This window comes from Bradyrhizobium sp. SZCCHNS3002 (assembly GCF_032377435.1).
Lineage (GTDB): Bacteria > Pseudomonadota > Alphaproteobacteria > Rhizobiales > Xanthobacteraceae > Bradyrhizobium.
Genome location: NZ_JAUHHY010000003.1, coordinates 99,576 through 119,754, shown reverse-complemented (window position 1 = coordinate 119,754; position 20,179 = coordinate 99,576). Strand labels below are relative to the sequence as shown.

At 65.2% G+C, this 20,179-nt stretch carries 18 protein-coding genes and 1 tRNA gene; 16 read left to right on the top strand and 3 right to left on the bottom strand.

The genetic code is table 11. The features are described from left to right. The first annotated feature begins 356 nt into the window (after nt 1-356). From QW845_RS07710 to QW845_RS07700, 3 genes are all read left to right on the top strand, one after another. The gene (locus QW845_RS07710) at nt 357-1,163 is read left to right on the top strand and encodes a hypothetical protein (RefSeq protein WP_315801014.1); all 807 of its coding nucleotides are present in this window, start codon (nt 357-359) and stop codon (nt 1,161-1,163) included. Between the two features lie 159 nt (nt 1,164-1,322). Next, nucleotides 1,323-1,934: a TMEM175 family protein gene (locus QW845_RS07705; RefSeq protein ID WP_315801013.1), complete on the top strand. Its 612-nt coding sequence runs from the start codon at nt 1,323-1,325 to the stop codon at nt 1,932-1,934. A gap of 423 nt (nt 1,935-2,357) precedes the next feature. Next, nucleotides 2,358-2,431: transfer RNA gene (locus QW845_RS07700), tRNA-Gly, on the top strand. Nucleotides 2,432-2,568: 137 nt separating this feature from the next. Here QW845_RS07700 and QW845_RS07695 read toward each other — a convergent pair. Beyond that, entirely contained in the window at nt 2,569-2,892 is a 324-nt protein-coding gene (locus QW845_RS07695; RefSeq protein WP_315801012.1) for a hypothetical protein, read from the bottom strand. A gap of 83 nt (nt 2,893-2,975) precedes the next feature. Then, nucleotides 2,976-3,932, bottom strand: a complete 957-nt coding sequence (locus QW845_RS07690) for a LysR family transcriptional regulator (RefSeq protein WP_315801011.1) — start codon at nt 3,930-3,932, stop codon at nt 2,976-2,978. 107 nt (nt 3,933-4,039) lie between these two features. On the opposite strand from QW845_RS07690, the gene QW845_RS07685 reads away from it, so the two are divergent. The 8 genes from QW845_RS07685 (at nt 4,040) to QW845_RS07650 (ending at nt 13,432) form a co-directional block, all read left to right on the top strand. Further along, on the top strand, nt 4,040-4,921 hold the full coding sequence (locus QW845_RS07685; protein ID WP_315801010.1) for an NAD(P)-dependent oxidoreductase: 882 nt from the start codon (nt 4,040-4,042) through the stop codon (nt 4,919-4,921). 10 nt (nt 4,922-4,931) lie between these two features. Further along, nucleotides 4,932-6,461: an aldehyde dehydrogenase family protein gene (locus QW845_RS07680; protein WP_315801009.1), complete on the top strand. Its 1,530-nt coding sequence runs from the start codon at nt 4,932-4,934 to the stop codon at nt 6,459-6,461. Between the two features lie 75 nt (nt 6,462-6,536). Next, entirely contained in the window at nt 6,537-7,493 is a 957-nt protein-coding gene (locus QW845_RS07675; protein ID WP_315801008.1) for an N-carbamoyl-D-amino-acid hydrolase, read from the top strand. Nucleotides 7,494-7,718: 225 nt separating this feature from the next. Beyond that, complete coding sequence (locus tag QW845_RS07670) at nt 7,719-9,320, top strand: ABC transporter substrate-binding protein (RefSeq protein WP_315801007.1); 1,602 nt, start codon at nt 7,719-7,721, stop codon at nt 9,318-9,320. A gap of 12 nt (nt 9,321-9,332) precedes the next feature. Then, on the top strand, nt 9,333-10,274 hold the full coding sequence (locus tag QW845_RS07665) for an ABC transporter permease (protein ID WP_315801006.1): 942 nt from the start codon (nt 9,333-9,335) through the stop codon (nt 10,272-10,274). Continuing rightward, on the top strand, nt 10,271-11,188 hold the full coding sequence (locus QW845_RS07660) for an ABC transporter permease (RefSeq protein ID WP_315801005.1): 918 nt from the start codon (nt 10,271-10,273) through the stop codon (nt 11,186-11,188). Before QW845_RS07665 ends, QW845_RS07660 begins: the two co-directional genes overlap by 4 nt. 283 nt (nt 11,189-11,471) lie before the next feature. Further along, entirely contained in the window at nt 11,472-12,461 is a 990-nt protein-coding gene (locus tag QW845_RS07655) for an ABC transporter ATP-binding protein (protein WP_315801004.1), read from the top strand. Then, nucleotides 12,458-13,432 carry an oligopeptide/dipeptide ABC transporter ATP-binding protein gene (locus QW845_RS07650; protein ID WP_315801003.1) on the top strand — a complete coding sequence of 325 codons (975 nt, stop codon included), beginning with the start codon at nt 12,458-12,460 and terminating at the stop codon, nt 13,430-13,432. Before QW845_RS07655 ends, QW845_RS07650 begins: the two co-directional genes overlap by 4 nt. A 600-nt stretch (nt 13,433-14,032) precedes the next feature. On the opposite strand, the gene QW845_RS07645 is transcribed toward QW845_RS07650, so the two are convergent. Then, entirely contained in the window at nt 14,033-14,440 is a 408-nt protein-coding gene (locus tag QW845_RS07645) for a hypothetical protein (protein ID WP_315801002.1), read from the bottom strand. 329 nt (nt 14,441-14,769) lie between these two features. On the opposite strand from QW845_RS07645, the gene QW845_RS07640 reads away from it, so the two are divergent. The 5 genes from QW845_RS07640 (at nt 14,770) to QW845_RS07620 (ending at nt 20,156) form a co-directional block, all read left to right on the top strand. After that, nucleotides 14,770-14,988: a hypothetical protein gene (locus tag QW845_RS07640; protein WP_315801001.1), complete on the top strand. Its 219-nt coding sequence runs from the start codon at nt 14,770-14,772 to the stop codon at nt 14,986-14,988. Between the two features lie 188 nt (nt 14,989-15,176). Beyond that, complete coding sequence (locus tag QW845_RS07635; RefSeq protein WP_315801000.1) at nt 15,177-16,151, top strand: AraC family transcriptional regulator; 975 nt, start codon at nt 15,177-15,179, stop codon at nt 16,149-16,151. A gap of 236 nt (nt 16,152-16,387) precedes the next feature. Next, the gene (locus tag QW845_RS07630) at nt 16,388-17,299 is read left to right on the top strand and encodes an AraC family transcriptional regulator (protein WP_315800999.1); all 912 of its coding nucleotides are present in this window, start codon (nt 16,388-16,390) and stop codon (nt 17,297-17,299) included. Nucleotides 17,300-17,808: 509 nt separating this feature from the next. Beyond that, on the top strand, nt 17,809-18,180 hold the full coding sequence (locus QW845_RS07625) for a tRNA-binding protein (protein WP_315800998.1): 372 nt from the start codon (nt 17,809-17,811) through the stop codon (nt 18,178-18,180). A 20-nt stretch (nt 18,181-18,200) separates the two neighbouring features. After that, nucleotides 18,201-20,156: an alpha amylase C-terminal domain-containing protein gene (locus tag QW845_RS07620; protein WP_315801372.1), complete on the top strand. Its 1,956-nt coding sequence runs from the start codon at nt 18,201-18,203 to the stop codon at nt 20,154-20,156. Nucleotides 20,157-20,179 lie beyond the last annotated feature (23 nt).

Here is a 20,179-nt window from a genome sequence, read left to right as displayed (position 1 = left end):
CTCGCATCTGGCGGCGGCCGTCAATCCCCGACGGTCACTGCACGCAGGCGACCCTGGTAGGCTCCGATTGCAACCGCATTGAGGGATTCCTGCGGCACCGTTGGTCGTGCAAACAGGACACAATGCCATCGAATTGAGATCGCAGCGGGAATCCGCGGCTTGCCTTCACAGACTTGCCTCAATGGCGTGATGGCCTTGCCGGAGTTCATGCGTCGAGCGAGCGTGTCATGCGTACATTGGGGCAGAAGGCCGGCCGGGCCGGATTGTTGTGCGGCGTTGTTCTATTTCAGGTTGTGGTTGGCGTTTCGCTTGCGCGAAGCGCCGAGCCGGGCGGCTCCTCACCACCCGCAGGCGAGGTGGCCAAGGATCAGGGCAAGGAGAGCGGGCCGTTCGGCGGATGCGAGCCGATCGGGTTGACGGCATCGGGCGAGCTGGTGTTCCCGCTGGACTGCAAGAAGCTGATCAAGAAGCCGGTCGAGGCGCCCGTCGCCGAGGACAAGACCCCAGCCGACGACAAGACCGCGTCGGTCGATCCCGCGCCATCCGTTCCGAGCCAGGCGGCCAGCGCCGACATTCCGGCCGGTCCCGAGGTCAAGCCTGCCGCGGCTGCGGAAGCGGTTGCGACGATACCCACCGCGTCGGCTGAGCCGAAGCAGGCCGCAGTTACGGACAAGCAGGATGCGGTTCAGAAGGCTGCGGCAGCAGAGCCAGTCGCCGGCAAGCCTTCCCTGACCAAGCCGTCCGTGAAATCGCCATCGATGGCGGCGCCAGCGACCAGGCCGCCCTCTGCCAAGTCGTCCTCTGCCAAGCCGTCCTCTCCCAGAACGGCCGCGGCCAATCCGCCCGCGACGACGCCATCCCCAGCCGGGGCATCATCGGCCAAGCCGTCATCCGGCAAGGCGGCCCAGGCGCAGGCCGTTGTGGTTGCCGCCAGGGATGCAGCGGTCAAGGATGCCGGCAGGACATCGCGGATGGTCGCCAGCCGGCCGATGATCGTGATGGCAAGGCCTGCCACCGCAACCCCGACCTCGGCCCGGCTGCAGGCGGAGGGCAGGCCGCGACTGCGCACCGCGGGACTGCCGGCCTGCGTCCAATTCCGCAGCTACAATCCGGCGACGCACAGCTATCGCGGCTTCGATGGCCACACCTATGCCTGCCGGTGAGCGCTGACGCTCGAGGGCCGGTGGGTCTGGAGGGCGGCGGCGAGTGACGTGACAGCTGCCGCCCAAGGGCGGCAGCGAAGTCGAGCAGCGCGGCGCCGGAGCTGCTATAGAACGTGAGCCTTCATCTCCGTTCCTCGCCGCGGTTGCTTCCGATTCGACATGACAGAGCCTCAGTCCGACCTGTTCGAGATGCGCCGGCTGGAATCGCTCTCCAACACCATCTTCGGTGTTGCGATGACGCTTCTCGCCTACGACCTGCCGAAGCCCAATTTCGCGCATATGCCCGGTTGGATCGACCTGGTGCACACCTATTCCGGGCGGCTCGCCGGGCTGGTCCTCAGCTTCATCATCGCCGGCGTGTTCTGGATCAGCCACCACCGGCGGCTGGCCCGGCAGCCGTTCGCGGGCCGGCCCGTGGTCATCCTGAATCTGTTCTTCCTGTTGTCGATCGTGCTGCTGCCGGTGACCAACGGGCTCTACGGCGGCTACAGGCTGAGCAGCGCGGTGGCCGTCCTCTATGGACTGCATCTGACGATCATTGCGTCGCTGAACGCCGCGCTGTGGTGGCTCGCGCTTCCCAGTGGCCGCCATGCCGAAATCGCCGGCGCGATCTTTCCCGTGATCGTGTTCGTGCCGGGCATCGTCATCGCGGCGATTGCCCCGGAGTACGTGCAGTATTTCTGGATGCTCGGTTTCGGCGGCTTCCTGGCGCGGCGGTTCGTCCGCAGCCCGCGGGCGGCGCCGGCCGGCGAGAAGGCGGAGCTGCCGTAAAAAAACGCGGCGGGCCGTGAGACCCGCCGCGCTTCCGTTCTTGAACTCGCTGGTCCAGGGCCGAGACCGCCCCGTTGCCGAGCCGCGATGGCGCTGAAACGCTGACGAATCATGCGCTCACACGTCGCTCATGAAGAGCCGCTCAGCGGGCGATCCCAGCGAGGTGACAGCGCTTGGTGAAAGACACTGGATCACCTCCTTTCGTTGTTGATGGTGACCGGAATATAGGATGGTCCGGGCCGCGAGGGTAGGGGGGCCGATTACGGAACCCACCAGCCGCCGCCGTCGTGCTGCGCTGCGGCTCGGGTCGCGGATTCCGCTCGATTCCGGCCGTTCCAACCGCGGATCCCGATGCATCCGCCTCCAGACCCCGTGGCGAAGAGGTTGAGAGCCGCCGCGGACCATGTTAGGGAACGCCCCGATGCGGGTGTAGCTCAATGGTAGAGCAGCAGCCTTCCAAGCTGAATACGAGGGTTCGATTCCCTTCACCCGCTCCAAGGCTTCCGCGGCCACTCCGTCATCCGACCAGAAGCGATCCTCGTCATGGGGCGCTCACGCGATGTCGCAGTCCCAATCTTCTGGGGACGTCGGTTTCCCTGGTCGTCGGTGCAGACTCCCCAGCCGGTCCGGCCGATCAGTCGCAAGCGACGCGATTGCCCATCCGCCGGCATGTCCTGCCGTCGCTGAAGTAGGTCGTGTTTCCGATCGTATGCGCCGACGTGCCGTCGCTGTAGTAGGTGTGATTGCCGATCTGCTGCGAGCTGGTGCCGTCGTTGTTGTAGGTGAAGCGCCCGATCTGCTGCGACGAGGAGCCGTCGTTCCAATAGGTATTGGTGCCGATCCGCTGCCCCGACGTCCCGTCGTCGCACAGGATCTGGTTGCCGATGAGCTGGCAGGTCTCGGCCTGAGCTGCTGTCGCTGCCCACAGGCCGAACGCGATCGCGAGAACGTGGCGCATGAGATCGACTCCCGAAATTGCAACATCCAATCTCAACCCCTGGGCCAGCGCAACCGGAAACGATCCGTGATGATCGGCGCGGATCAACGTCCGGCGCCGCGTGTCCTGGTGTTGCCGGCGGCTCCGCCGACCCGGAACGCCCGCATCTGGCCGCTGAGAAAGCGCAGCAGATGGCTGGCGGCATGCGGCAGCTCGCGGCCGCGCCGGGTGATGACGCAGGCTTCGCTCGACGACAGCAGGCGGTTGTCGACCGGCACCGCGGCGAGCGAGCCGTCGGCAAGATCGGCGGCGATCGCGAAGGCGGGCAGGAGCGTCAGGCCGAGGCCGCCCTTGACGAAGTGGCGGAGCACGTTGATCGAGCTGGTGGTGAGCTTCGGCGACAGGGCGACGCGCTCGGCGGCCTCCGCCATCGCCACGACCTGACGCGTGCCGTAGCTTGCATGCATCAGGCCGAGCGGGTGGTCGGCGAGCTCGCGCAGGCGCAAGGGACGGCCGAGCCGCGCCAGCGCGTGATCCGGCGGCATGATCGCGCAGAGCGGTTGGCGGCTCGCGGTGGCGATCCGGATGCGCGGATCGGCTGATGGATTGAACACCATGCCGATGTGATGGCGATCCTCGGCAACGGCATTGACGACCTCGTTGGTGCCGGCGAGGTCGAACGACATCGTGAGGTCGGGATGGCGCTGCCAGAACCGGCTGAGCGGGCCGGACATGAGATCGCTGACGAAACCCTCGCCGAGCACGATGTCGACATGGCCGCGCTTGAGCCCCTGCAATTCGCGCAGCTTGGCGACGGTGTCGGCCTGGTCGGCCTGCCATTGCCGGAAGCGCTCGACCAGCAGCGCGCCGGCCTCGGTGGCGCGGATGCCGCGGCTGAGGCGCTCGAGCAAAGTGAGGCCGAGTTCCTTCTCCAGCAGCGCGATCTGCCGGCTGATCACCGACGCGTTGACGTCGAGGGCTTCGGCGGCGGCGCGCACCGAGCCGAGGCGGATCGCCTCGTGCAGATAGTGCAGGCGGTGGTGATCGAGCAGGGCGGACATGGCTTCGGACAGTGTTGACTAGAGGTCAACACTAGCGGTGGAGGGCGCTGATGTCTGCCCCGGAATCGCGCGGTTACGCTGGCGGGGCAAATCGGGCAGGAGGCTTCGTGACCGCCGTTGGCATCATCGGACTTGGCAAGATGGGGCGCGGCATGGCGCTGACGCTGAAGGGCGCCGGCTTTGCCGTCACCGGCTACGACACGCTCGCCGCGACGCGCGCGGCGCTGGCGGCCGAGGGCATCACTGTTGCCGACGGCATCGGCGGCGTGATCGCCGCAGCCGACATCGTGATCCTGTCGCTGCCGACCGCCGGGATCGTCGCCGATGCCGTGGAAGGCCCCGGCGGCATCCTCGCGCATGCCAGGGCCGGCGTCGTCATCGTCGATACCTCGACCTCGCATCCCGAGACCTCGCGCCGGCTTGCGGCCGTTCTCAAGGCGCGCGGCATGGGTTTTGTCGATGCGCCGGTCAGCGGCGGGCCGAAGGGCGCGGCGGCGGGCACCATGACGATGGTGATCGGCGCCGACGGCGATGATCTTGCGCGCGTGCTGCCGGTGCTGGAGCGGATGAGCGCCAAGCGCGTCCATGTCGGCGGCGTCGGCGCCGGCAACGTTGCCAAGATCGTCAACAATCTGCTCTGCGCCGCGCATCTGCTCACCGCTGCGGAGGCGCTGCGCATCGCCGACGCGGCGGGCGTCGATGCCGGGCGGCTGCTCGAAGGCCTGAATGCCGGCTCCGGCCGCTCCGGCGTCACGCTCGTCAACGTACCCAATTGGATTCTCAACGGCGCCTTCGATTCCGGCTTCACCATGCAGCTGATGCGCAAGGACGTCAGGCTCGCGGCGCAGTTCATCGGTGAGCTCGGACTGTCGCTGCCGATCGCAAGCGATACCGCGCGCATCTGGGCCGACAGCGCCGCCAGCATCGCCGACGCCGATGATTTCAACCGCATCGTCGAGCTGCAGCTCGGCCCGATGCCGAAGCCGTGAGCGTACCGCCATGACCCATTTCATCGATCCCCGCCTGCGCGCCGCAGCGCTGCCGTTCTGGCCGGATCTGAAAGCCGTCGGCTCCCATGTCGGCGGCGACGTCATCGTCGGCGAAGGCGCGACGGTCTCGGTCAACGATCCCGCCACTGGCAGATTGCTGTTCACCTACGCCGATGCCGGCGCCGACGTCGCCGCGAAAGCGGCTTCTGCTGCTGCGGCGGGGCAGGCGGAATGGGCGAAGCTGACCGCCGCGGGCCGCGGCCGCGTGATGCAGGCGGTGGCGCGGGCGATCCTCGCCGCAGCCGAGCCGCTGGCGCATCTGGAAGCGCTGTCCGCCGGCAAGCCGATCCGCGACACCAAAGGCGAGGTCGCCAAGGTCGCGGAGATGTTCGAGTACTATGCCGGCTGGGCCGACAAATTCCACGGCGACGTCATCCCGGTGCCGTCGAGCCATCTCAACTACACGCGCCGTGAGCCGATGGGCGTGGTGCTGCAGATCACGCCGTGGAACGCGCCGGTCTTCACCGCGGGTTGGCAGATCGCACCGGCGATCAGCATGGGCAACGCCGTGCTGCTGAAGCCGTCGGAGCTGACGCCGCTGACCTCGCTGGCGCTGGCGGGGATCGCCGAACGCGCCGGATTGCCGAAGGGCGTCGTCAACGTGCTCGCGGGTCTCGGCCACACCACGGGGCAGGCGGCGCTGGCGCAGCCCGCCGTGAAGAAGGTCGTGTTCGTCGGCTCGGTGCCGACGGGGCGGCTGATCGGCGAGGCCGCGGCGCGCAGGCTGCTGCCGTCGGTGCTCGAGCTCGGCGGCAAGTCGGCCAACATCGTGTTCGCCGATGCGGACCTCGAACGCGCCGCCATCGGCGCGCAGGCCGCGATCTTCGGCGGTGCCGGCCAGAGCTGCGTCGCCGGCTCCAGGCTGCTGGTGCAGAGCGCGGTCTATGACCGCTTCGTCGATCTGGTCGCGCAAGGTGCTACGAAGATCAGATGCGGCGATCCGCTGTCGGCGGAGACCGAGATCGGGCCGATCAACAACGCCAGGCAATATGACCACGTGCTGTCGCTGATCCGCGAGGGCGCCGCCGAGGGCGCGGAGATCGTCACCGGCGCGAGCGGCGGCGTGGGCGAGGGCGGATATTTCGTCAGGCCGACCGTGCTCAAGAACGTCACCAACGCCATGGGTATCGCGCGCAAGGAGGTGTTCGGACCCGTCGTCGCCGCGATCCGTTTCGATACCGAGGCGGAGGCGATCGCGATCGCCAATGACAGCGAGTTCGGCCTCGCGGGCGCGGTGTGGACCAGGGACGTCGCGCGCGCGCATCGCGTCGCAGCACAGGTCAAGGCCGGCACGTTCTGGATCAATGCGTACAAGACCATCAACGTCGCTTCGCCGTTCGGCGGCTACAACAACAGCGGCCATGGCCGCTCCTCCGGCATCGAGGCGCTGTACGAATACACGCAGGTGAAGAGCGTGTGGGTCGAGACCGCGGCCGAGCCGGCGGTGGCGTTCGGCTACGCGCCGGGCTTGCGCGACTGAGCAAGCATGGCATGATCGGTGCAAGAGCTGCGCGCCACGGAACGACCACTTAGTTCCGAAATGAGGAACGGAAACATGCCGCGCTTCGTCAACGTCGCCATTGGTCAGCTCGGCCCGATTGCCAAGAGCGAAACACGGACCGCGGTGGTTGCGCGACTGATGGCGTTGATGCGGCAGGCGCACGCCAATGGCTGCGACCTGATCGTCTATCCCGAGCTCGCGCTGACGACGTTCTTCCCGCGCTGGTACATGGCCGATCAGGCCGAGATCGATCAATATTTCGAGCGCGAGATGCCGGGGCCGGAGACGCAAGTCTTGTTCGCGCTCGCGAAGGATCTGCGGATCGGCTTCTGCCTGGGCTATGCCGAGCTCGCAGTCGAGGACGGCATCGTGCACCGCTACAACACCGCCATTCTTGTCGACAAGACGGGCACCGTCGTCTCGAAATACCGCAAGGTGCATCTGCCGGGACATGCCGAGCACGAGCCGTGGCGCAAGTTCCAGCATCTGGAAAAGCGCTATTTCGAACCGGGCAAGAGCTTTGGCGTCGCCAACGCCTTTGGCGGCGTCATCGGCATGGCGATCTGCAACGACCGCCGCTGGCCCGAGACCTATCGCGTGATGGGCCTGCAGGGCGTCGAGATGGTGCTGATCGGCTACAACACGCCGGTGCATAATCCGCCGGCGCCGGAGCATGACGACCTTTCGCTGTTTCACAACCGCCTCGTGATGCAGTCGGGTGCCTATCAGAACGGCACCTGGGTGATTGGCGTCGCCAAGGGCGGCGTCGAGGAGGGCATCGACCACATCGCCGGCAGCTGCATCATCGCCCCTTCAGGCGAGATCGTCGCGGCCTGCGCCACCAAGGGCGACGAGATCGCGCTGGCACGCTGTGACCTCGATTTGTGCAGATCCTACAAGCAGACGATCTTCAACTTCGACGTCCATCGCCAGCCGCACGCTTACGGCATGATCGTCGAGCGCAAGGGCGAGACGCTGATGGCGGACGGCTCGCCGGTGCGGAAGGCATGATGCGTTCGGCAATCGCGCGCAAGTCCGTAGCCCGCATGAGCGCAGCGACATGCGGGTTCACACGAGGAGTCTCGGAGAACCCGGGGTCGCTGCGCTCGCCCGGGCTTCGATAGGCTTGCGCCCCATGCCTCATTTGCGTTCAAATGAACGCGCTCCACACGCGTGGCATGGGCCTTGCTTACAATTTCGGCAATTGAACTTGGGCATGTTGCATCAGGAGAGAACATGGATCGCAGAACGGTATTGAAGGGATTGGCGGGCGCGGGTGGTCTGGCGCTGACGGGATTTGCGGCGCCGGCGATCGCCCAAGGCGCGGCCGCACGCACCTTGCGTTTTGTGCCACAGGCCAATCTCGCCAATTTCGATCCGATCTGGGGCACCCAATATGTCGTGCGCAACGCAGCCGCGATGGTGTGGGATACGCTGTACGGCATCGACGATCAGTTCGTGCCGCAGCGCCAGATGGTGGAATCGGAGGAGGTGTCCTCCGACGGCCTGACCTGGACCTTCAAGCTGCGTCCCGGCCTCAAATTCCACGACGGCGAGCCGGTGCTCGCCAAGGACGTCGTCGCCAGCCTCACGCGCTGGTCGGCGCGCGATCCGATGGGCCTGATGCTCAAGGCGATCCAGAACGAGCTCACGGCGGTCGACGACAAGACCTTCAAATGGGTGCTGAAGCAGCCTTATCCGAAGATGCTGTTCGCGCTCGGCAAGGGCAACGCGCCGTGCGCCTTCATCATGCCCGAGCGCATCGCGCAGACCGATCCGTTCAAGCAGATGTCCGAATATATCGGCTCCGGCCCGTTCAAGTTCGTCAAGGGCGAATGGGTGCCAGGCGCCAAGGCGGTGTTCGAGAAGTTCGCCGACTACGTGCCGCGCCAGGAGAAGCCGCTGTGGCTCGCCGGCGGCAAGCAGGTGCTGGTCGACCGCGTCGAATGGGTGATCATGCCGGATCCGGCGACGGCCGCGGCCGCGCTGCAGAACGGCGAGGTCGACTGGTGGGAGAACCCGATCACCGATCTCGTGCCGGTGCTGAAGGGCAACAAGAACATCGGCGTCGACATCGGCGATCCCCTCGGCAATGTCGGTGCGTTCCGCATCAATCATCTGTATCCGCCCTTCAACAATGTGAAGGCGCGCCAGGCCATCCTGATGGCGATGAGCCAGGAGGACTACATGCGCGCGCTGGTCGGGGACGACAACGCGCTGTGGAAGCCGCTGCCGGGCGTGTTCACACCCGGCACGCCGCTCTATACCGAGGAAGGCGGTGACATCCTGAAGGGCAAGCGCGACTTGGCGAAAGCCAAGAAGCTGCTGGAGGAGGCCGGCTACAAGGGCGAACCGATCACCTGCCTCGTCGCGCAGGATCAGCCGATCACGAAGGCGTTCGGCGACGTCACCGCGGATCTGCTGAAGAAGCTCGGCATGAACGTCGATTTCGTCGCGACCGACTGGGGCACGGTCGGTGCCCGCCGCGCCTTGAAAACGCCGCCGGCGCAGGGCGGCTGGCACATGTTCCACACTTGGCACGCCGGCGCCGACTGCATCAATCCGGCTGCCTACAACGCGCTGCGCGCCAATGGCGACAAGGCCTGGTTCGGCTGGCCGAACAGCGAGCCGGTGGAGAAGGAGATCACCAACTGGTTCAACGCGAAGTCGCTCGATGAGGAGAAGGTCGTGGCCGGCCGCATCAACAAGGCTGCGATCGACGACGTCGTGTTCGCGCCGACCGGCTTCTTCCTCGGCTACACTGCGTGGCGCAAGACCGTCTCCGGCGTGACCAAGGGGCCGATCCCGCTGTTCTGGGGCGTGTCGAAGACCGCATAGGCACTGACATCCATGCTCGCTTATGCGCTCCGACGCGTGCTGTCGACCTTGCCGGTGATGGCGATCGTCGCGCTGTTCGTCTTCAGCCTGCTCTACATCGCGCCGGGCGATCCGGCCGTGGTGATCGCGGGCGACCAGGCGAGCCCGGCCGATGTCGAGCGCATCCGCGCCAATCTCGGACTGGACCAGCCCTTCCTGGTCCAGTTCGGAAGCTGGGTGTGGCGCCTGCTGCACTTCGATCTGGGCACCTCGATCTTCACCAATCTCCCGGTGGCTTCGATGATCGCCCAGCGCATCGAGCCGACCTTGTCGCTGATGATGGTGACGCTGTGTCTCACCATCATCATCGCCGTGCCGCTTGGCGTCATCGCCGCGTGGAAGGCCGGCACCTGGATCGACCGGATCATCATGGCGTTCGCCGTGTTCGGCTTCTCGGTGCCGGTGTTCGTGGTCGGCTACATCCTCGCCTATGTCTTTGCGCTGAAGTTCGATTGGCTGCCGGTGCAGGGCTACACGCCGCTGTCCCAAGGATTCTGGCCGTGGCTGCAGAACCTGATCCTGCCGGCGGTCGCGCTCGGCTGCGTCTACATTGCGCTGATCGCGCGCATCACCCGCGCCGCGATGCTCGAAGTGCTGCAGCAGGACTACATCCGCACCGCCCGCGCCAAGGGGCTGGGGCAGGGCGGCATCCTGTTCATCCACGCGCTGAAGAACGCCGCTGTGCCGATCGTCACCGTGGTCGGCATCGGCATCGCGCTCCTGATCGGCGGCGCCGTCGTCACCGAGAGCGTGTTCGCCATTCCCGGCCTCGGCCGGCTCACCATCGATGCCATCCTGCGCCGTGACTATCCGGTGATCCAGGGCATCGTGCTCTTGTTCAGCTTCGTCTACGTGCTCGTCAATCTCCTGATCGACATCACCTACACCCTGGTCGACCCGAGGATCCGCTATTGACCGTCACGACATCAACATCGCCGCCGCCGGGCCTCGTCCTCGCGCCTGTTCTGCCGGACCTGATGGTCGCGCCAAAGATCCGGCGCGGCGCCATCGGCTTCCTGCGCAACCATCCGACGGTCGCGATCGGCGGCGCGCTGCTGTTGCTGCTCGTCATCATCGGCGTATTCGCGCCGTTCCTGTTCACCGTCGATCCCACAGCGATCGCGCCGGCCAAGCGCACGCGGTTGCCGTCGGCGGATTTCTGGTTCGGCACCGATGCGCTGGGACGCGACGTCTATTCGCGCGTGCTCTATGGCACCCGGGTCTCACTCACGGTCGGGCTGTCGGTGGCGCTGGCGGCATCGCTGATCGGCCTTTCGATCGGTCTCGTCGCCGGCTTCCTGCGCTGGGCCGACGGCGTGCTGATGCGCTGCATGGACGGGCTGATGTCGATCCCGCCGATCCTGCTCGCGGTGGCGCTGATGGCGCTGACGCGCGGCAGCGTCGGCAATGTCATCCTCGCCATCACCATCGCTGAAATCCCGCGCGTGGCGCGGCTCGTCCGCGGTGTCGTGTTGAGTTTGCGCGAGCAGCCTTATGTCGATGGCGCGGTTGCGTCGGGCACGCGCACGCCGATGGTCATCCTGCGCCACATCCTGCCGAACACCATGGCGCCGATGCTGGTGCAGGCGACCTACATCTGCGCCAGCGCGATGATCACCGAGGCGATCCTGTCCTTCATCGGCGCCGGCACGCCGCCCACCATCCCGTCCTGGGGCAACATCATGGCCGAGGGCCGCGCGCTGTGGCAGGTCAAGCCCTACATCGTGTTCTTCCCGGCCGCGTTCCTGTCGGTGACCGTGCTCGCCGTCAACCTCGTTGGCGACGGCCTGCGCGACGCGCTCGATCCGCGCATGGCCAAATCACCATGAGCAGCGGAGTGAGGCGGGCGAGCCACGAGGTCCGAGCAGGGGCCTGGCCCTTCGAGACACCCGCCTTCGGCGGGCTCCTCAGGGTGAGGGGTGGGAGCATTTCACATGGCGACGCTGCTCATCGCCGATGTGCAGCACCGGCCTCGGCGCTAACGCCTCATGGTGAGGAGCGCCGCGCCGAGTTGGTCGTGATATTCGGCAGTCGCAATGCGCGACGCGTCTCGAACCATGAGGCCCCTATGTCTCCGCATGAGGCCCCAAACCGCGGCCGGGAGCCGATCTGATGCCGCTGCTCGAGGTCGAGAACCTCCAGGTCCATTTCCGTACGCCGACCGGCATCAACCGTGCCGTCGACGGCGTCTCCTTCCACGTCAACCCGGGCGAGACGCTCGCCATCGTCGGCGAATCCGGCTGCGGCAAGTCCGTCACCTCGATGTCGATGATGCGGCTGATTCCGGAGCCGCCGGGCAAGATCGCGGGCTCGATTCTGCTCGAGGGCCGGGACATCCTGACGCTGTCCGACCGCGAGATGCGTCAGCTCCGCGGCAACGACATCTCGATGATCTTCCAGGAGCCGATGACCAGCCTCAACCCGGTGCTGACCGTCGGCCGCCAGATCGGCGAGACTCTGCGGCTGCACCAGGGGCTCGACCAGGCGCAGGCCGAGGCGCGCGCGGTGGAGATGCTGACTCTCGTCGGAATCCCTGAGCCGGCACGGCGCGTGCGCGAATATCCGCACCAGCTGTCCGGCGGCATGCGCCAGCGCGTGATGATCGCGATGGCGTTGGCCTGCAATCCAAAGCTCCTGATCGCGGATGAGCCGACCACCGCGCTCGACGTCACCATCCAGGCGCAGATCCTCAAGCTGATGCTGGAGCTGAAGCAGCGCGTCGGCGCCGCGATCATCCTGATCACCCATGATCTCGGCGTCGTCGCCGAGGTCGCCGAGCGCGTGATGGTGATGTATGCGGGACGCAAGGTCGAGGAAGCGCCGGTCAAGGAGCTGTTCCGCACCCCCCGCCATCCCTACACGCAAGGCCTGCTCGGCGCGCTGCCCAAGCTCGGCTCGTCGCTGTCGGGCGAGACGAAGCGCCTCGCCGAGATCCCCGGCCAGGTGCCGGATTTGAAGCAGCGCATCGAAGGCTGCGTGTTCGCCGGCCGCTGCGCGCTCGCGACCGACCTGTGCCGTCAATATGCGCCGGGGCTGGAGCAGAAGGCCGCGCACCACATCGCCGCCTGTCATTTCGCCGCCAAGGAGCAGGCTGCCGCATGACCATGCCGCTGCTCCAGGTCAACGACCTCAAGAAGCACTTCCCGATCTCCAGCGGGCTGTTCGGCCGCAGCAAGAGCAAGGTGCATGCGGTCGACGGCGTGTCATTCGAGATCGCGCGCGGCGAGACGCTCTCCCTGGTCGGCGAATCCGGCTGCGGCAAGTCGACGGTCGGCCGCGCCATCCTGCGGCTGTTCGACGTCACCGCCGGCCAGATCGTGCTCGACGGCCAGCGCATCGACGATCTTCCCCCTGGCAGCCTGCGCGAGATGCGCCGCCGCGTCCAGGTCGTTTTCCAGGATCCGTTCTCCAGCCTCAATCCAAGGATGCGGATCCGCGACATCCTGGCCGAGCCGATCAACAATTTCGGCCTCGCGAAGACCGCCGCGGAGCGCGACGCGCGCATCGCCGAGCTGATGGAGATCGTGCGGCTGCCGCGCGACGCGGTGAACCGCCGGCCGCACGAATTCTCCGGCGGCCAGCGCCAGCGCATCGGCATCGCCCGCGCGCTCGCCGCCAAGCCGGACCTGATCGTCTGCGACGAGGCGGTCTCCGCGCTCGACGTCTCCGTCAAGGCGCAGATCGTCAACCTGCTGCAGGATCTGCAGCGCGAGTTCGGCCTGGCGCTGCTGTTCATCAGCCACGACCTCGCGATCGTCGAGCACATGACGCACCGCGTGGCGGTGATGTATCTCGGCAAGATCGTCGAGATGGCGCCAAGGCGGCAGATCTTTGCCACACCGGGTCATCCCTACACCAAGGCGCTGCTGTCAGCCGTGCCCATTCCCGAACCCGGCGCCGAGCGCACACCGATCATCCTCAAGGGCGACGTTCCGAGCCCGGTCAACCCGCCCAAAGGCTGCCGCTTCAACACCCGCTGCCCCCTGGCCTTCGACCGCTGCCGCGTAGAGGCTCCCGAGCTGCGGCTGAAAGGCGAGGACCAGTGGGTGGCGTGCCATTTGGAGAATGTGTAGTTACGTCCTTGCGCAGGATTGGCAAAGCGGCCGCCGAAGGCGGCGGCGTGCCCACTAAGCAGGTGCAATGACAGCTTGATGCACGACCGCCGCGCCAATCACGGAGGAGAGACGGTGCGTTTCTCATGCGGATCTCGGTGCGGCGCGTAGCCCGCATGAGCGACAGCCGGCCCGTGGGACACGTCGGCGCCAGCCGACGTGCGGGGCCTCACGTGTCGTGTCGGTGAACCGGGATGTCGCTGCGCCCATCCGCGCTACGTGGCGACTGAACGAAACTTCGATGGCACGCAACATCGCTGCGCCGCGCGCCGTCGCTGCCCATCATGTTTTGAGGAACGGTATCGCAGCCGCGCCCGGTTGCGACCAGGCATCGGCTCACCGGGTACGGCTCTCGCCAGCTTTAGGCTGCAAGCGACCGATTGAATCTCGTCCAACAGAACGTCGCAAAGCGCGATCTGCGACAACAGGTCGGCCTCTAGGGACTGGCACGACGTCGGCCGATCGAGGCGCAGCTTTGCTGTGCGGATTCTACTTAGCGATTTCAATACTGCAGGATTGGACAGGTCGCCGCCTCGAATATTGGTCATCTTTGCACCACGACTACACCAGATCCGCCGCGGCAGGACCGATTTGGTTCGATGCAATCGGTATGCCGCGAATTGGGGCGGGAGCGGACGACGCAACCTTGCGGTACCCTCCGGCGTCTGCAAAGCAGCGGCCAGGGACATCAATTGGCGGTTTACAGTCGTTTCCGAATTTGGAAATTGGCACGGTGTATGCTGGCCTCTGTACGGGTGCTTTGTTGTTGAGTTGACGCGTTGCTTGCCAGATCGGCAACTTATCGCCTTTGGTCGAGCGATTGGCGATCTGCTGATAACGTATTGCAGTGGTGCCAGATTGGAAGATGGTCGCTGTGCCCGGCGAGGGGATGGCATGGTGTACTGCCACTGAACTGGTAATGCCTACAAGATAAGTGATAGAATGCAACGTGACCGTCTTGATAAGCATGACAGAACTCACTCCATACCGACTCATATCGACAGGCGTGTGGACGTTGCCAGGTTCGCGTTGTGACGAAGTCATAAGTCCATCGTCTCGGTGACCTGCTTCGCAAGATCGGGTATCTCAAGCGCCCAGCGTCGACGGTTGGGTGGCGCTTGTCTTGCTCTGCTGATCCCATTGCGCCTCAAAGCCGTCGAGCAGGTGGCGAGCGAGACCGGCTTGAGCTTGAGAGCCAATCATGAGGACTGTGTCCCATGGGAAGTGTGTCAGTGTTCCGAACATCATCGTCTCCCAAAAGTGCCGCGGTTCTCAGCTTGTTCGGGTCACGTGCACCCTTGGCTGCCGCTGCCAGGATGCGCGCAGCGAGCTTTGACTTCATGGTGGAGTTCTGCTCGGCCTTTGCCGCCACGTTCGCCTCCTCGCTTGCCGCCGCATTCTGGAGAGACGGCCGCCTTGCCCCTCTCAACGAGATTGAAGCGCGTCGCGCGGCGATTCTGAAGTCATTCTCAAGTCCAAACTCTGCAAACATCGCTCAGGATTTGCTGCATCATTAGCCAATTACCGCCTTCAAAATAACATGCGATAAATCGGGGACGTGATCGAACTGTTGCGCCCGGCCGCCGGCCGCCCGACGGGAGCTTTTCCGATGTTGACTTGGATCAGTCCGGAAGACTTGCGCTCCAGTATTTTAACACGAGCCTTATAAGCGAGGACTGATCCTTCGATGGACTTGGATCGATCCGTGAGCCCGCTGAGCCGCGCTCCCGTCATTCGTACAGACGATCCGGAGGCGATGGAGCACGCGTTGCGGACGGTCTACGGGGCAACCGGATTCGCAGTCACCAACGCAGATGAATTCCAGGGGGTTGGCAACTATCTTCAGCTCGGGAGCATCGGTCTCGGCTTTTGTGCATATAGCGGGGCAAGGTCGCTCGTCGAGTTCCCGGAGAGCGACTTCGCGCGCCTGCAAATCGGCCTCAAAGGCAGCGCTTTGACCGTTCTAAATCGCACGGCGATCGCAATAAACGAGCGGCAGTCCTGCATAGTTGCGCCGGGCGAAGCCAACAAGATTGTGTTCGAGCCAGGTTATGAGCAGCTCATTCTTCGAATAAGCGCGAGGGCGTTGGAGCAGACATTGACGATGCTGCTCGGTGCAAAGCCAGCCGGTGTTCTCAAGTTTGATCCCATTGCCGCAGCGGTTCAGCCGAACGCTCTGGTCTTGCGCGATCTGGCGATGTTCCTCGCTCATCAGTTGGATGCGGCGGCGACAGAGCTGCCACGCACGGTGCTCGTCGAACTGGAGCAGGCTCTCATCGTTTCCTTCCTGTCGGCTCACCGCCACAATTTCAGCGAGCTGTTGAAGAGAGGCGAAAGAGATGTCACCCCGCGGATCGTTCGACTGGCCGAGGAATATATCGAGGCCTCTTGGGACCGCGCCATCACGATCGAGGAGCTGGCTTCGCAGACAGGCGTCAGCGTCCGCGCGCTCTATGCTGCGTTCAGGAAGAGCCGCGGATATTCGCCGATGGCGTTTGCGAAGACGGTGCGATTGCGTCGGGCAAAACAGATGCTCTCGGGGCCAAATCAGCGTACCTCCGTCTCTGCAGTCGCCTTCAATTGCGGTTTCGGAAATCTCGGACACTTCGCAAGAGACTATCGCGACGTGTTCGGTGAGCTTCCATCCGAAACTCTGTCACGCGCGCGGCGCGCCGCCTAGCTCGCCTGACAGACGCGTCGGCGACACCATTCTCAAGAGCGCTGGGGCGGCCTCAAAAGCTATATCGGCCTTCACGAAGATCGAGCTGCGACACCGCGCCGCTGACCGGGTTTTTCCCAGGTTTGAGTTCGGTCAATCTGAGATACTATCTTTGGATGAACCTTGACCGATCCGTAAGCCTGCTGAGCCGCGCTCCCGTCATTCGTACAGACGATCCGGAGGCGATGGAGCACGCGTTGCGTACGGTCTATGGGGCAACTGGCTTCGCAGTCACCAACGCAAATGAATTCCAGGGGGTAGGAAACTACCTTCAGCTTGCGAATATCGGCCTTGGCTTCTGTGCATATGGTGGGGGAAGGTCGGTCGTAAAGTTCCCGGAGAGCGACTTCGCGCGCCTGCAAATTGGCCTCAAAGGCAGCGCTTTGACCGTCCTAAATCGCACGGCGGTCGCGATAACCGAGCGGCAGTCCTGCATAGTTGCGCCGGGCGAAGCCAACAGGATTGTGTTCGAGCCAGGTTATGAGCAGCTCATTCTTCGAATAAGCGCGAGGGCGTTGGAGCAGACACTGACGACGCTGCTCGGTGCAAAGCCGGCCGGTGTTCTCAAGTTTGATCCGATTGCCGCGGCGTTGCAGCCGAACGCTCTGGTCCTGCGCGATCTGGCGATGTTCCTCGCTCATCAGTTGGATGCGACGGCGACAGAGTTGCCACGCGCGGTCCTCGTCGAACTGGAGCAGGCTCTTATCGTTTCCTTCCTGTCGGCTCACCGCCACAATTTCAGCGAGCTGTTGGAGAGAGCCGAAAAGGACGTCGTGCCGCGGATCGTTCGGCTGGCCGAGGAATATATCGAGGCCTCTTGGGACCGCGCCATCACGATCGAGGGGCTGGCTTCGCAGACAGGCGTCAGCATCCGCGCGCTCTATGCTGCGTTCAAGAAGAGCCGCGGATATTCGCCGATGGCGTTTGCGAAAACGGTGCGATTGCGACAGGCAAAGCAGATGCTCGAGGGGCCTAATCAGCGTACCTCCGTCTCTGCAGTCGCCTTCAATTGCGGCTTCGGAAATCTCGGACACTTCGCAAGAGACTATCGCGACATGTTCGGTGAGCTTCCATCCGAAACTCTGTCGCGCGGGCGGCGCGCCGCCTAGCTCGCCTGTCAGAAGCGCCGGCCAGGACCATCCCAAGAGCGCAAGAGCAGTGAGGCAGCAACGCGCGGTAGGCAGGTTGTGCCTGGCGACGGGTGCTGACGATGTCCGCTATTCGCGGGCAGGCTGAGCCTCCGTGCTGCGTCTGGAGGCAAAAGCGAACGAACTGCGACATTACAGGTGACGTGTCAGGGTCATTGCGCTCGGCGGCGGGCATGCTGCAGGACGGGGAAACGCGCGCATGCGACGATGTGGCGGGTAGCAGCACGCCATGGCGATTCACGGACCTCCGCTCGGCGATGCAGAAAGCCGGTACCCCGCTTGCTCGCCAGAGATTGGAGGCTTCTCAGCCTGCGACCGGCCCGCCACACCAACGCAGCCAATCGTCCATATGCCGTGCCGTCGCCGGGCGGGTGCATTGTCAGGAGCCCGTATGGCCATTAAAGATTCCGGCCCAAACCGCGTCGGGATCGCAAGCCTTCCCGCGCGGTCCCGCGTTTGATGAGGCCGCCATGCATCTCTCCCACGATCCGACAGCACCGGCGGCAGCAGGGATCGGCTTTGACCAGTTCCTGGCCGTCGACATCCGCGTCGGCACCATCGTCGCGGCCGAGCCCTATCCGGAGGCGAAGAAGCCGTCGCTGAAGCTGACGATCGATTTCGGGCCCGGTATCGGCACGAAGCGCTCCAGCGCGCAGATCGCGGCGCTGTATGATCCGGCCACCCTGGTCGGCCGCCAGGTCGCCGGCGTCGTCAACTTCCCGCCGCGTCAGATCGGCAAGTTCATGTCCGAGGTCCTGACGCTCGGCTTTCCCGATGAGCAGGGCAACGTCGTGCTGTTCCAGCCCGACAAGGCCGTGCCGAACGGCGCGCGGCTGTTCTGAGCGGAGGGCCGGCCGTGGATATGCTGCTCGAACCTGTTACGCTGCCGCCGTTTCCCGAAGGCCTACGGATATCGCTCAGGCAGATGCATCTTCTCCAGGCTCCGATGGGTGGCACCCTGGTGACCGGCGGCGCCACCTTCCGCGTGTTCGCGCCGCATGCCAAGGCGGTCTACGTCTCCGGCCCGTTCAACGACTGGGCGCAGGATGCGAGCTGCCGTCTCGCGCCGATCGGCAACGGCCATTGGGCGATCTTCGTGCCGTCGCTCAAGGACGGCGACGCCTACATGTATTTCGTCGAGGGTGAGGGCTCGTCCGGCTACAAGCGCGATCCGCATGCGCGGCTGCTCACCGTGGATCCGCCGTTTCCGCAGGCGCATTCGGTGCTGCGCAATCCCGGCGCGTTTCCCTGGCACGACACCGACTTCACGCCGCCGCCCAACAACGAGCTCGTGATCTATCAGCTCCATGTCGGCACCTTCGACATGAAGGCGGGCAATCCCGACGGCTGCTTCTTCGACGTCATCGAGCGCGTGCCGCATCTGGCGAAGCTCGGCGTCAACGCCATCGAGCTGCTGCCGGTGCAGGAATTCCCGACCATGTTCAGCATGGGCTACAACGGCACCGACCTGTTCAGCCCGGAGACCGAATATGGCGAGCACGAAGAGGCGCATCTCGCCGCCTATTTCGCACGGACCAACGAAATCCTGACGGCTGCCGGCGCCGCGCCTTACGCCGATATCGGCGCGGTGCGTCATTGCGACGACCAGCTGCGCGCGCTGATCGATGTCTGCCATGTCCATGGCATCGCCGTGCTGTTCGACGTCGTCTACAATCACGCCGGCGGCGGGTTCGACGAGAGCAGCATCTGGTTCTTCGACCGTCAGGCCTATGGCGACCCCAACCGCAGCCTGTATTTCACCGACCAGGGCTGGGCGGGCGGTCAGGTTTTCGCCTATTGGAACGCCGACGTGCGGCAATACCTCGTCGACAACGCCATCATGCTGTACCGCGAGTACCACGCCGACGGCCTGCGCTTCGACGAGGTCAGCGTGATGGACCGCTTCGGCGGCTGGGCGACCTGCCAGCAGCTCACCGAGGCGCTGCGCGCGGAGAAGCCGGATGCGATCCAGATCGCCGAATACTGGCCTGTCAACCCGTGGGTGGTGAGGGACATCGCGCAGGGCGGCGCCGGCTTCGACGCGACCTGGAGCGACGGCCTGCGGTTGTCGGTGCGCGGCGCCATCGCGAGCGCGGCCGGCGGCGCGGGCGCTGTCGTCCCGATGCAGCCGATCGCCGCGGCGATCGCCGATCTCAGCCTCGACAAGCGCTGGCGCGCGGTCAACTCGATCGAGAACCACGACATCGTCTATGCCGGCCGCGAGCCGCGCATTCCGCGCCTCGCTGATCCCGTCGACAGTCGCTGCTGGTATGCGCGCAGCCGCAGCCGCGTCGCCACCGGCCTGTTGCTGACCGCGCCGGGCATCCCGATGCTGTTCATGGGCCAGGAGCTGTTCGAGGACAAGCAATGGAGCGACACGCCGAGCCCGGACACGACGATCAGTTGGGCGCTGCTCGACGGCGAGGACAAGATCACCGCGGATGCGATGCGCTTCACGTCAGAGCTGACCGCGATCCGCCGCACCCATCCGGCGCTGACCGCGGAGGGCTGCGCCATCGTCCACGTCCATGACGGCAACCGCGTGCTTGCCTTCCACCGCTGGGATGGCCAGGGCGACGACGTCATGGTGATCGTGAGCCTGAGCGAGACGCCATGGCGCGACTACGCCATCGGTTTTCCGGCAGGCGGCACCTGGCTCGAGGTGTTCAACAGCGACGTCTACGACAACTGGGTCAACCCGGGCGTCGTCGGCAACAATGGCTCCGTCACCGCCGGCGGCCCGCCGCTGCACGGCCAGCCGAGCTCGGCTGATGTGACGATCCCGGCGAACGGCGTGCTCGTGTTCGCGAGGAAATGAGGATCGTAGGGTGGGCAAAGCGG

Coding starts and splice junctions, on each gene's coding strand:
- QW845_RS07670 (WP_315801007.1), top strand. CDS start 7,719: ATGGATCGCAGAACGGTATTGAAGGGATTGGCGGGCGCGGGTGGTCTG.
- QW845_RS07650 (WP_315801003.1), top strand. CDS start 12,458: ATGACCATGCCGCTGCTCCAGGTCAACGACCTCAAGAAGCACTTCCCG.
- QW845_RS07665 (WP_315801006.1), top strand. CDS start 9,333: ATGCTCGCTTATGCGCTCCGACGCGTGCTGTCGACCTTGCCGGTGATG.
- QW845_RS07695 (WP_315801012.1), bottom strand. CDS start 2,892: ATGCGCCACGTTCTCGCGATCGCGTTCGGCCTGTGGGCAGCGACAGCA.
- QW845_RS07675 (WP_315801008.1), top strand. CDS start 6,537: ATGCCGCGCTTCGTCAACGTCGCCATTGGTCAGCTCGGCCCGATTGCC.
- QW845_RS07620 (WP_315801372.1), top strand. CDS start 18,201: ATGCTGCTCGAACCTGTTACGCTGCCGCCGTTTCCCGAAGGCCTACGG.
- QW845_RS07645 (WP_315801002.1), bottom strand. CDS start 14,440: ATGCTTATCAAGACGGTCACGTTGCATTCTATCACTTATCTTGTAGGC.
- QW845_RS07655 (WP_315801004.1), top strand. CDS start 11,472: ATGCCGCTGCTCGAGGTCGAGAACCTCCAGGTCCATTTCCGTACGCCG.
- QW845_RS07705 (WP_315801013.1), top strand. CDS start 1,323: ATGACAGAGCCTCAGTCCGACCTGTTCGAGATGCGCCGGCTGGAATCG.
- QW845_RS07625 (WP_315800998.1), top strand. CDS start 17,809: ATGCATCTCTCCCACGATCCGACAGCACCGGCGGCAGCAGGGATCGGC.
- QW845_RS07680 (WP_315801009.1), top strand. CDS start 4,932: ATGACCCATTTCATCGATCCCCGCCTGCGCGCCGCAGCGCTGCCGTTC.
- QW845_RS07690 (WP_315801011.1), bottom strand. CDS start 3,932: ATGTCCGCCCTGCTCGATCACCACCGCCTGCACTATCTGCACGAGGCG.